This window comes from Weissella thailandensis (assembly GCF_005405465.1).
GTDB lineage: Bacteria > Bacillota > Bacilli > Lactobacillales > Lactobacillaceae > Weissella > Weissella thailandensis.
In genome coordinates, this window is record NZ_BJEC01000013.1 from 37,085 (window position 1) to 49,669 (window position 12,585).

Here is a 12,585-nt window from a genome sequence, read left to right on the forward strand (position 1 = left end):
ATTATATATTTCAGGGGGAAATAGAACATGTTTAACACAGAGAATTACAAGTTTTGGTTTATCACAGGATCACAATTCCTTTATGGTCCAGAGGTATTAGACAAGGTTGAAGCTGACGCCAAGGATATTGTTGACAAGTTGAATGAATCAGGAAACTTGCCATACCCAGTAGAATTCAAGTTGGTTGCAACAACTTCAGAAAATATTGCTGGTGTTATGAAGGAAGCTAACTATGATGATTCTGTTGCCGGAGTCATTACTTGGATGCACACATTCTCTCCAGCAAAGAACTGGATCCGTGGTACACAATTACTACAAAAGCCTTTGCTACACTTTGCAACACAATACCTAGAAGAATTGCCATATGATGACATCGACTTCGACTACATGAATGCTAACCAATCAGCTCACGGTGATCGTGAGTACGCATTTATCAATGCTCGTTTGCAATTAAACAACAAGATTGTTTATGGTCACTGGGCTGATAAGGATGTTCAAGACAAGATTGGTAAGTGGATGGACGTTGCTGTTGCATACAACGAATCATTCAAGATCAAGGTTGCTGCATTTGCTGACAAGATGCGTAACGTTGCCGTTACCGATGGTGACAAGATCGAAGCACAAATCAAGTTTGGTTGGCGTGTAGATTACTGGGCAATGGGTGACTTGGTTGAAGCAGTTAACGCGGTTAGCGACGAAGACATCGATGCTAAGTATGAAGAACTACAAAAGGAATATGACTTCGTTGTTGGTGACAACACACCAGAGAAGTTTGAGCACAGTGTAAAGTATCAAATCCGTGAGTACTTCGGTTTGAAGCACTTCATGGACGAGCATGGTTACACAGCCTTCACTGATAACTTCGAGGACTTGTATGGTCTAGAACAATTACCAGGTTTGGCATCACAACTATTGATGGCTGAAGGATATGGATTCGCTGGTGAAGGTGACTGGAAGACAGCCGCTTTGGATCGTTTGATGAAGATCATCTCACACAACAAGCACACAGTCTTCATGGAAGATTACACACTTGATTTGCGTAAGGGCCACGAAGCTATCCTTGGATCACACATGCTTGAAGTTGATCCAACAATTGCCTCAGACAAGCCACGTGTTGAAGTTCACCCATTGGACATTGGTGACAAGGCTGATCCTGCACGTTTGGTATTTACTGGTATGGAAGGTGATGCGGTTGACGCAACCCTTGCAGACTACGGTGACGAGTTCAAGTTGATGTCATATGACGTTACTGGAAACAAGCCTGAAGCTGAGATGCCACACCTACCAGTTGCTAAGCAATTGTGGACACCAAAGCAAGGTTTGCGTGACGGATCAGTTGGTTGGTTGACTCTTGGTGGTGGACACCACACTGTTCTATCATTTGATGTTGATGCAGAACAATTGTCAGATTTGTCAAAGATGTTCGGCTTGACATACGTTGATATCAAAGACTAATTATTCATTAATTTAAAATTTCTAACCTAATAATAAAATCAAAAAATAAAACCTAAAATCTCATATAAAAGTTAACAATATAAAATAAAATCTCTCATGTGAATTGTCAGTAATAATATGGTCTAAGACATATTATTGCTGACTTTTTACGTTATCTGTTATGATATAGTACTGAGGAAACTGAGATAAGCAAATGATAGAATTTAATCAAAAGGGGCAAAATTCGTAAGATGGATATTACAACACAGCTTCAATTAGCAGATGGTTATCAAATGCCACAACAAGGTTTAGGATTATACAAGGTAACAGACCAAGATAACTTGACTGAAGTTATTAAAACGGCATGGAAAGCGGGCTACCGTTTATTTGATACGGCACAAATGTATAAAAATGAGGCCGAAGTTGGTCAAAGCTTGCGTGCATTGGGAATGCCTCGTGAGGATTATTTCGTGACGACTAAGGTGGCCGAGGCAAACCAGGGATATGATAAAACTTTGGCATCTGTTGAACAGTCTCTGAAGGACTTGCAAATGGATTATGTTGATTTATTGATGGTCCATTGGCCACTGCATGAACAATTCTTTGATACATGGCGTGCTTTTGAGCGCTTACAAGCAGAAGGTATCGTCAAATCTTTGGGAACGTCAAATTTTGGGATGGTTCATTTACAATATTTGGCTACACAAGCTAATGAGATGCCAGTAGTGAATCAAATTGAAAACCATCCTCATCTTGTTCAACCCGAATTGCGTGACTTTTTACGAGAAAATAATATTGTCACACAAGCTTGGGCACCTTTGGGACGTGGATCGGTCTTAGCTGAACCAACCATTGTTTCGATTGCTGAGAAAAATGGCAAATCACCAGCACAGGTTGTCCTGAGATGGCATTTGGCACATGGTACTAGTATTATTCCAAAGTCTGTTCACCCACAACGTGTGATTGAAAATGCTGATATTTATGATTTTTCACTGACAGTGGAAGAGATTGCTGCGATTGATGCATTGGATACTTATACACGAATTAGCCAAGAACCTGAGCAAGTCTATGAACGTGGACGTCAGTACCCACATCATTAATCAATATTTGAAATCATGAAGAGATTGGGACCGTTTCTGTTGTCCCAATCTTTTTTGTGTACACCCCGGCTTCAAAGCGTTTTGGTTCACACTCTCTCATAAACGTGCTCACCAAAGCTGAATTCTCAATGTAAGGCAATTTAGAATAATCCTGTTCTTCGCGTTGCTACGAACAAAATTATCCTAAGCAGCCTTACACACGAATTCAAACCGCTTTTGCTCACACTCTCTATAAAAATGTTACATATTCCTTCCCTCGTTTCGTTAGTATAGATGTCAGCATTTAGCTGATAGTCGAATGGCCGTTCGAAAAAACGAAAGAATTGAGGATGAAAATTATGGTAGAAAAGAAGCGGTTGCCTAACAATATGTTGAAGGTCAAAATTATTGGCAAGACAAATGAAGACGTTGTTACAAGCCGTCAATTTTATGTGAAGCAGGGGACGACCATTACTGAACTAAACCAGTTAGCTCAGTTAATGTTACAACTAGGTGCTGAAATTGCCATTGATAAGATAACGACAGTAGACACAAAAGCGCATTTATTTAATCCAAATACCATTACTAATTAAGGGAGAATTGAATATGAACCAAGTCCTAGAATTATCATTTTTGGCACCGGGACAACAGGTTACGGATACGCCAAAAAAATTATCAGTGATTAAGATTAAGCACCCAGCAATGACATTAGACCGTGAGTCAGTTTATCAAGCGATGGTGAAATTAGCTTCATTTCATTTTTTATTAAATACCAAAGGGGAACCGATGACCTTGGGTGAACCATATATGGCTACGTTAGTTGCAAGTAATAAAAAAATCATCTTTGATAATTCTCAAAAAATGATGTAAAAATTATAATTTATACAAGTAACGCCGGATATGCGCATAATTATATGCATATATTCGGCGTTTTTGTATAAATAAAAATTTTTAAGCAGATTATTAGTTTTTTATTGCATAAATTATCATTAACTGTTAATATTTATTCATCAATAAGAACGGGGAGTAGATTTATGGCAATTCTAGAGATTAAAGATTTACATAAAGCGTACGGTAAAAATACGGTTTTAAAATCAATTAACGCTGAAGTTGAAGAGGGGGATGTGATTGCAATTCTTGGCCCTTCTGGAACGGGTAAGTCAACGTTGTTACGTGAATTAAATATGTTAGAGCATCCCACTTCTGGGGCAGTTATTTTTGACGATCAGGATGTTACTAAAGCTAATGAATCAGGGTTGGATAAGATTCGTCAAGACTTGGGGATGGTTTTCCAAAGTTTTAATCTATTTCCAAATACGACCGTTTTGGATAATGTAAAAATTGCTTTAACTAAGGTTAAGGGAGTTGCTGACGGTGAAGCGACAGCGACAGCCAAAAAGTTTTTAGATAAGGTTGGTGTGGCAGATAAAGTTGATGTGTATCCAGCATCGCTTTCTGGTGGTCAACAACAACGTGTGGCCATCGCGCGTGCTTTGGCTATGAATCCAAAGATTATGTTATTTGACGAACCAACGTCAGCCTTAGATCCAGAGATGGTTGGAGAAGTTTTGAAGACCATGCGTGAGCTGGCCCAAGAAGGTATGACCATGTTAGTCGTGACGCACGAAATGGGGTTTGCCCGTGAAGTGGCTTCAAAAATTTGGTTTATGAGTGATGGTGAAATGACAGCGTATACCGATCCAGCAGGCTTTTTTGAAAATCCTAATTCAGAACGTGCGCAGAATTTCTTAGCAAAAATGTTGTAAAAGAGGGAATGGATTTATGAAAAAGTGGATGAAAAAAGTAGCCATCTTATTAATGGCGATTGGTATGTTTATCAGCAGTGGTGCTGGTGTGTTTAGTGTAAAAAATGTTAGTGCTGCTGAAACTGATCCAACGTTATCACGAGTTAAAAAGTCGGGTAAATTAGTCATTGGAACGGCTGCCGAATACGCACCTTATGAATTTCACGCGACGGTCAATGGCAAGGATAAAATTCTTGGTTTTGATATGGACGTTGCTAGAACGCTTGCTAAGCATTTAGGCGTTAAATTAGAAGTGCAGGATATGAGTTTCGACTCTTTGCTAGGTGCAGTTAAGACTGGAAAGATTGATATGGCGATTGCGGGAATGACTTATACGCCAGAACGTGCAAAAGAAGTTAATTTTTCAACGCCTTATTATAATGATAAAAATGTTGTTCTAACGCTAAAGGAAAACAAAAATAAATGGGCAACACTTGACCAAATTCGTGGTGCAAAATTAGGAGTACAAGTATCGTCAAGTCAATCAAAGTTAGCTAGTAGCTTAACAGATAAGAAAACCGTTCAAGTTAAAAAGATTACTGACTTGGTCATGCAGTTGAGTCAAAAGAAAGTTGATGCAGTTGTACTTGCCCAAACCAGTGCCAAAAGTTATTTAACACAAAGTGACCAATTCGCCATTACAAAAGCCAAGTTACCAATTACAACAGGAAATGCGGTTTCTACTGTGATGAACAAGAATTCACCAGTATTTAAGGAAAAAGTTGACCAAATCCTGAAAGATCACGTGATTGGGGCACCACTACAAAAGTGGCAAGATAAGGCGTTTAAGCAAGCTGTCCAAAAAGATTCATTTATTAAAAAATACATGCCTTACTTCATTAAGGGTACCGAATATTCGGTCGGCTTGGCAGTAATTGGGGTCTTCTTTGGAATTATTTTAGGTGTTTTGTTTGCACTGATGAAGATGTCAACAATTAAACCATTGAAGTGGTTAGCAGTTGCTTATATTGAAGCTATTCGTGGTGTACCACTATTGATTCAAGTATTTTTGGTTTACTTTGGTACACAAGTCATCGGGCTCGATGTTTCGAGTTTCTTAGCAGGTGCCATTGCCATGTTCTTGAATTCAGCAGCCTATGTGGCAGAAATTATTCGTTCTGGTATTCAGGCGGTACCAGCCGGTCAGACAGAGGCGGCACGTTCGCTTGGCTTTACTAAAAATCAAACGATGCGTTATATGATTTTGCCACAGGCAATCAAGAATATTTTGCCAGCCTTGGGAAATGAATTTGTGACCGTTATTAAGGAAGGCTCAGTTGTTTCAGTTATTGGAGTTGGTGAGTTGACTTTCCAAACATCAGTTGTTCAAGGGGCATCCTTTAAGCCATTCTTACCATTGATTGTTACAGCGGTTATTTACTTCATTTTGACATTTGGAATTACGCGTTTGTTGAACTTGTTTGAGAAGAAGTTGCATAAATCTGATAAATCATTTGGATAACAGGGTCATCTGATAAAAAATTAAATATCGACAAAAAAGCTGAAGATACACAAAACCACGTGTATATATTCAGCTTTTTTGAATAAAAAGAGAAAATTTAAGGGCTTTAAGCATAAATTATTGCATATACTTTCAACTACTGGTAGTATTTACTGGTCAGTAATGAATGGGAGTAGAAATATGGCAATTTTAGAAATTAAAAACTTACATAAAGAGTACGGTAAAAACACTGTTCTAAAGTCAATCAATGCCACAGTTGAAGAGGGTGACGTTATTGCGATTTTAGGGCCTTCAGGTACAGGTAAATCAACGCTATTACGCGAATTGAACATGCTGGAATACCCAACTTCAGGTGCGGTGATTTTTGAGAATCAAGATATTACCAAAGCTAGTGAAGCTGGTTTGGACAAGATTCGTCAAGATTTGGGTATGGTTTTCCAAAGTTTTAATTTGTTCCCAAATATGACCGTGTTAGACAATGTAAAAATTGCTCTAACTAAAGTCAAAGGCATTGCTGATGATGAAGCCACGGCAACTGCCAAGCAGTTCTTAGAAAAAGTTGGGGTGGTCGATAAGGTTGATGTGTATCCAGCATCTCTATCTGGTGGTCAACAACAACGTGTGGCCATCGCCCGTGCTTTGGCAATGAATCCAAAAATTATGTTATTTGATGAACCAACGTCAGCTCTGGATCCAGAGATGGTTGGGGAAGTTTTGAAGACGATGCGTGAGCTTGCCCAAGAGGGGATGACGATGTTAGTCGTGACTCACGAAATGGGATTTGCCCGCGAGGTGGCTTCAAAAATTTGGTTTATGAGTGACGGCGACATGATGGCCTACGATAATCCAGTTAGCTTTTTTGAAAATCCTAATTCTGAACGTGCGCAGAATTTCTTAGCAAAGATGTTGTAAGAGAGGGAATTAAATCATGAACAAATGGATAAAAAAGCTCATTATGTTGGTAATGGCATTTGGACTAGTAATGAGTAGCGGTATGGGTATGCTGAATATGCATACAGTCAACGCTGAAGAAACTGATCCGACATTAGAGCGAATTAAGAAATCTGGTAAGTTAGTCGTTGGAACTTCAGCCGATTATGCGCCTTATGAGTTCCATACAACCGAGCACGGTAAAGACAAGATTGTTGGTTTTGATATCGAAGCTGCCCGTGAGATTGGTAAGCAATTAGGTGTGAAAACTGAAATCCAAGAAATGAGTTTTGATGCCTTATTGGGTGCTGTAAAAACGGGAAAAGTTGATGTTGTTGTGGCAGGTATGACGGAAACGCCAGAACGTTCCGAAGAAGTTAACTTTTCAAAGCCTTACTTTGTTGATAAAAATGTTGTGCTAACTTTAAAACAGAATAAAGAAAAGTGGTCAACGTTAAAGCAACTTCGCCAAGCAAAATTGGCAGCGCAAGTCTCATCTAAGCAAGACGATATCGCACATGATATAACTGATAAAAAGGTTGTCTCATTAAAGAAGATTACTGATGAAGTGACGCAATTGAACCAGGAAAAGGTTGATGGTGTCGTGGTTGCTAGTACGACAGCAAAAAGTTATTTAGAACAAAGTGATCAATTTGCTGTCTCACCAGCCAAATTACCAGGCATTTCTAATGGTTCATCAGTGGTGATGAACAAGAATGCAACGGTATTGCAGTCAAAGGTTAATAAGATTTTAGATGACCATATTATTGGTGAACCACTGCAAAAGATGCAGGATGATGCCATAGCGTTGATGAATAAAAAAGAATCTTTCGTTTCTAAATATTCACCTTATTTCGTTAAGGGAACGCTTTACACGATTGGGTTAGCGGTCATCGGTGTCTTCTTTGGAATTATCTTAGGTATCCTATTTGCCTTAATGAAACTATCTTCAATCAAAGTATTTAAGTGGTTGGCTTCAGCATACATTGAAGCAGTCCGTGGTGTGCCTTTGTTGATTCAAGTATTCATTGTTTACTTTGGTACACAAGCCATTGGATTGCATATTTCAAGCTTCTTGGCTGGTGCAATTGCCATGTTCTTGAATTCAGCAGCCTATGTTGCGGAAATTATTCGTTCAGGGATTCAGGCAGTGCCAGACGGACAAACTGAGGCGGCACGTTCACTTGGCTTTACCAAGAATCAAACGATGCGTTATATGATTTTGCCACAGGCAATCAAGAATATTTTGCCAGCCTTGGGTAATGAATTTGTTACGGTTATCAAGGAAGGTTCTGTTGTTTCAGTTATTGGTGTTGGTGAGTTAACTTTCCAAACTTCAGTGGTTCAAGGAGCATCCTTCAAACCATTTATCCCATTGATTATTACAGCGGTTATTTATTTCATTTTGACATTTGGAATCAGTCGCTTGTTAAACTTATTTGAAAAGAAATTACGTAAATCAGATAAGACGTTAGGTTAATTGGCCTGAATGTCATATAGCAAAACAGGGTGGACAGTGATGTGCACCCTGTTTTTTTGTCACATTTTTCAGGGCCCAGAAACTTTTATAAAAAGTAGGAATAGCGTATATTAAAAAGCATAGAGTATGAAGGAGAAGGAAGATGTCAAAGAAAGCACGTATTAAAAAAATTCTTGTCGAACAAATCTTGGATAAGGCGGATATTCCCTATGAAACGATTGTATTTTCAGGAGGAATGAATCGTAACCAGGCAGAACTGGATGCCTATGGGTTAACAGATCATGACATTTATAAGACGTTAGCTTTGGACGGTAATGTGACTGGACCAGTTATTGGCGTTGTCCCGGTTGATAATCATTTAAATGAAAAGAAATTAGCCGCTGTGTCTGGTAATAAAAAGGTTAATATGATTCCGACTAAGAACTTGCAAAAGACAACGGGTTATATTCATGGTGCGAACAATCCTGTCGGTATTTGGCAAACAAAGAAGTTTCCAATTTATTTTGACAATAGTGCCAAAGAGGCAGGTACGATCACTGTTTCGGCAGGTGAAGTGGGACGCTCAATTCGGATTGATGCGGAGACTTTGGCTGAATTTGTCCATGCACAATTTGCAGATATCCGGTCGGTTGACTAATTATGTCAGGTGTAATTGTTTGGCATACAGTACTGTATCTCTTTATCATTTTTTTAATTGGACCACTAGTTGTTAGTTACTGTGTCTCTGCAATTACGGCTAAAACAAATCAGCATTTGATAAATCGGTTTGGGACTCGTGCCCCCTTACTATTTGGTTGGCTGGGAGTCATTGTTCATGAATTATCGCATGCTGGTATGGCTATCTTGTTTGGGCATAAAATCAATCGCTTGGTACTTTTAACCAATCCCTTTCGTTCAGATCGGGAGCAGCGGCTAGGTTATGTTGCACATTCGTGGCAGCCTAAAAATATTTACCAACAGTTTGGTAATTTTTTCATTGGTTTAGCACCAGTGATTGGGATTACGTTATTAACTGGATTAACGACACAGTTATTATGGCCAGAACTGTTTGCTGTGCAAAACATTGGATGGCAAGTTTTTAGTAGTGTACCTTGGTGGCAGTTAGTCATTTGGCTATATATTGTGGTTAATTTGAACTTAGCCATGAACTTGAGTCGTTCGGATTGGTCAAACGTTTGGCAGGGATTGGCCTATTATAGTGTGGTACTGTTGTTGATAAGTTTAATCGTTGGTGTCTTTATTTCGGATCCCTGGCTGATTTTTGAAACGGTTGGTTACTGGCTGGGGATTGTTTGGCTAATTGATATTGGTATTGGCGTTTTAATGCTACTAATCGCACATGTTTTAGATTGATAATTTGAATGGGGGATAAAAGTGAATCAACAAGAAGATGAACAGTTGGCGGTCATGACAGATTTTACGACACAACTATTATCTGCAGATCAAACGGGGCATGATATGACACATATTCAGCGTGTCCTAAATATGACAAAGCATATTTTAACGACGGAACCAACTGCTGACGCATTTGTTGCACAAGCGGCAGCGCTTCTACATGATACTTATGATGATAAATTGTTTGATGACGTTGATCAGGCCAAGGCCCGGGTGGCTAATAAGCTGACAACGATTGGTGTATCTGAGGAAAAACAGTTAGAAATTTTTAAAATTATTGATAATATGTCATGGAGTAAGCAACGATTTGGCAAGCCAGAATCATTATCATTAGCTGGTCAAATCGTTCAGGATGCGGACCGCTTGGATGCAATTGGGGCCATTGCCATTGCACGAGTGATTCAATATGGGGTTGCCCATGGCCATGAATTGTATAATCCAGATATCAAACCAAGACAGGCGAAGACAAAGGCTGAATATCGTCAGGCAGATGGTGAAACCATTATGAATCATTTTTATGAGAAATTATTTTTACTAAAAGATTATTTAAACACAAATGAGGGCAAACGAATTGGCAAAAAAAGAGATCAGCTAATGCATGATTTTGTGACCCAGTTTGAATTAGAATGGCAACAAAAGGATTATTGATCTAATAAGAAGGGAGTGAGTGTGTGAATTCAATATCAAAAAAGGAACGTGGCGTCCTGTTAATATTGATGGTGGGGGTTTTTCTGGGATTTTTGAATCAAACGTTGATGAATACAGCGTTGCCACAAGTTATGGCGGATTTTAAAATTTCGACTTCCCTTGGTCAGTGGATGACAAATGGGTATATGTTAGTGAATGGTATTATGGTGCCATTAACAGCGTTTTTGATTCAGCGATTAAAAACGCGAACATTATATTTAAATGCATTATTGATTTTTGCAATTGGTACTTTAATTGCTGGTTTTGCGCCAACTTACTTTGTTTTAATTTTGGGACGAATGGTGCAAGCTGCTGGAGCAGGGATTTTTGGTCCCTTGATGAATGTTGTCGTAATGAACATATTTGCGGTTAATCGACGTGGTGAAGCGATGGGAATCATCGGGTTAGCATTGAACTTTGCGCCGACAATTGGACCAACGTTATCTGGATTTATTGTTTCAAGCCACTCATGGCGCTGGTTGTTTTGGGGAATTGCGCCATTCATCTTTTTAGATTTAATCTTAGCTTTTTTCCTATTAAAAAATATCGGTACACAACAGTTCTTACGTTTTAATTTCTTAGGCGTGTTACTTTCAAGTATCGGGTTGGGTAGTCTGTTGTATGGTTTCTCGAATGCGGGGGATGGTCAATGGTCAAGCCCAAATGTTTGGGGATTTTTGCTGGTGGGTATCTTAGTCACTATGCTATTTGTCTACCAACAAACCCATGCGAAAAACCCGTTGCTAAACTTTAATGTCTTCAAGTACCATAATTTTACGATTGCGACAATTATTAACGTCGTGTTGATGTGCGCCTTATATGGTGGTGCTTTGATGCTACCCTTATATATGCAAACGGTGCGTGGCGAATCGGCACTGATTTCTGGATTAGTTCTACTACCAGGTGCGTTGATTACGGCAATTTTATCGCCAACTTCAGGTAAATGGTACGATCAGTTTGGGGCCCGCCGATTAGCCCCAATTGGGTTAGGGATTGTTGTCGTCGGAACAATTATTTTAGCGAACTTGCGATTGGATTCACCGCTATGGTTACCAGCCCTTGGTCAATTGATTCGTCAATTAGGTTTGGTCATGGTAACGATGCCAATTCAAACAGAGGCTTTTAATTCATTACCAATCGCGATGGTACCTGATGGCTCAGCGGTTTATACAACTATTCGTCAAGTTGCAGCATCATTTGGAACTGCTGCTTTAATTACGGCATATGGCTTAACAGCTGCTGGTGTCAAGGCAGGGCAGACCCAAGTAATGGCTGATTTAAGAGGCATTCACGTCGCTTTTTGGATAGCGACCGGTTTGGTCGTTACGGCGCTATTGTTAACTAGATTGTTACGAGATCGGCAATACATTGATGAAGATCGTCATGTTCATCAAGAAAATGACTAAATAAAAAGTGGTCTGACCTATTTTGGTTGGACCACTTTTGTGTTATGATAATAGCTTGAAGTGAACAGGAGGTTCAAAATGGCTAGAGAAGTACTGTACATGAAAGTACTTAATGATTTAAACCGACGTATCAATGCACAAGAATTCCCGAATTTAAAGTTACCAGATGAGCGGTCTTTGGCTATCTCGTATGATGTTTCGCGAAGTTCTATTAAAAGAGCCCTCAATGTTTTGGTGCAACAAGGGATTATTTTTAAAAAACGTGGCTCAGGAACGTTTGTCAATCCACTGTATTTAAAAAACCAAGGGATGTTTAATGCTGTGGGACAAAATTTAGGTGTTTCTGATTCTTTTCGTTTTAAGGGTGAAACACCAGCAATCAAACTGTTAGTTTTTGAAAAAGAAATTGCGAATGATGAAGATCGTGAGGCATTGTTTTTAGAGCCTGATGATGAAGTTTATCGTATTAAACGTTTACGTACACTGCAAGATAAAGTATTTATGATCGAGAATGCGGTGATTCCGGTGAAATTATTGCCAATGTTAACGGCTGAAGATATGACACATTCTATGTTTCAGTATGCTGAACAGACAACTAACAAAGCAGTTACCAAATCATTCATGACAGTTACAGCTGAACCATCTAGCGAAGAAGATCAACAATATTTGAATTTGGCACCGACAGAACCAGTTGGCGTGATGTCTGGTGTGTACTTTTTAGATGATGGGGCACCTTTTGAAGTTGGGCAAATGCGCGTTCATTATAGCTATATGCGCTATAACAGCTTCGTTAGTTTAGATGGTGAATAATTGAATTTTTAATGTCTCAAATTGGGACGGTCCAATTAGTAGTTTTTTATTGTACCCCTTTTGTAAATCTGTTATTATAATAGTTGTAATCCAGAAG

The 12,585-nt window shown here is 39.1% G+C and carries 13 protein-coding genes; all 13 read left to right on the forward strand.

The features are described 5' to 3' along the window. The first annotated feature begins 27 nt into the window (after positions 1–27). The 13 genes from araA (at position 28) to FFM62_RS06955 (ending at position 12,488) form a co-directional block, all read left to right on the forward strand. A complete protein-coding gene (araA, locus tag FFM62_RS06895; protein WP_115471342.1) occupies positions 28–1,455 on the forward strand; it encodes an L-arabinose isomerase in 1,428 nt (475 codons plus the stop codon). 230 nt (positions 1,456–1,685) lie between these two features. Continuing rightward, the gene (locus tag FFM62_RS06900) at positions 1,686–2,534 is read left to right on the forward strand and encodes an aldo/keto reductase (RefSeq protein ID WP_115471341.1); all 849 of its coding nucleotides are present in this window, start codon (positions 1,686–1,688) and stop codon (positions 2,532–2,534) included. Between the two features lie 338 nt (positions 2,535–2,872). Further along, positions 2,873–3,106: a hypothetical protein gene (locus FFM62_RS06905; protein WP_115471340.1), complete on the forward strand. Its 234-nt coding sequence runs from the start codon at positions 2,873–2,875 to the stop codon at positions 3,104–3,106. Positions 3,107–3,119: 13 nt separating this feature from the next. Beyond that, positions 3,120–3,383, forward strand: a complete 264-nt coding sequence (locus tag FFM62_RS06910) for a hypothetical protein (RefSeq protein ID WP_115471339.1) — start codon at positions 3,120–3,122, stop codon at positions 3,381–3,383. 164 nt (positions 3,384–3,547) lie between these two features. Continuing rightward, positions 3,548–4,279 (forward strand): amino acid ABC transporter ATP-binding protein, encoded by a 732-nt coding sequence (locus FFM62_RS06915; protein ID WP_115471338.1) that lies wholly within the window; start codon positions 3,548–3,550, stop codon positions 4,277–4,279. Between the two features lie 16 nt (positions 4,280–4,295). Then, complete coding sequence (locus FFM62_RS06920; RefSeq protein WP_115471337.1) at positions 4,296–5,780, forward strand: ABC transporter substrate-binding protein/permease; 1,485 nt, start codon at positions 4,296–4,298, stop codon at positions 5,778–5,780. 180 nt (positions 5,781–5,960) lie between these two features. After that, positions 5,961–6,692, forward strand: a complete 732-nt coding sequence (locus FFM62_RS06925; RefSeq protein WP_115471336.1) for an amino acid ABC transporter ATP-binding protein — start codon at positions 5,961–5,963, stop codon at positions 6,690–6,692. 16 nt (positions 6,693–6,708) lie between these two features. Continuing rightward, positions 6,709–8,190 carry an ABC transporter substrate-binding protein/permease gene (locus FFM62_RS06930; protein ID WP_115471335.1) on the forward strand — a complete coding sequence of 494 codons (1,482 nt, stop codon included), beginning with the start codon at positions 6,709–6,711 and terminating at the stop codon, positions 8,188–8,190. A gap of 142 nt (positions 8,191–8,332) precedes the next feature. Further along, complete coding sequence (locus FFM62_RS06935; RefSeq protein ID WP_075270390.1) at positions 8,333–8,827, forward strand: aminoacyl-tRNA deacylase; 495 nt, start codon at positions 8,333–8,335, stop codon at positions 8,825–8,827. Positions 8,828–8,829: 2 nt separating this feature from the next. Beyond that, positions 8,830–9,543: a hypothetical protein gene (locus tag FFM62_RS06940; RefSeq protein ID WP_115471334.1), complete on the forward strand. Its 714-nt coding sequence runs from the start codon at positions 8,830–8,832 to the stop codon at positions 9,541–9,543. Between the two features lie 54 nt (positions 9,544–9,597). Further along, positions 9,598–10,233, forward strand: coding sequence for an HD domain-containing protein (locus FFM62_RS06945; RefSeq protein WP_115471375.1), 636 nt, complete (start codon positions 9,598–9,600; stop codon positions 10,231–10,233). Positions 10,234–10,301: 68 nt separating this feature from the next. Then, positions 10,302–11,678, forward strand: coding sequence for a DHA2 family efflux MFS transporter permease subunit (locus FFM62_RS06950; RefSeq protein WP_174855246.1), 1,377 nt, complete (start codon positions 10,302–10,304; stop codon positions 11,676–11,678). A gap of 78 nt (positions 11,679–11,756) precedes the next feature. After that, the gene (locus FFM62_RS06955) at positions 11,757–12,488 is read left to right on the forward strand and encodes a GntR family transcriptional regulator (RefSeq protein ID WP_115471332.1); all 732 of its coding nucleotides are present in this window, start codon (positions 11,757–11,759) and stop codon (positions 12,486–12,488) included. Positions 12,489–12,585 lie beyond the last annotated feature (97 nt).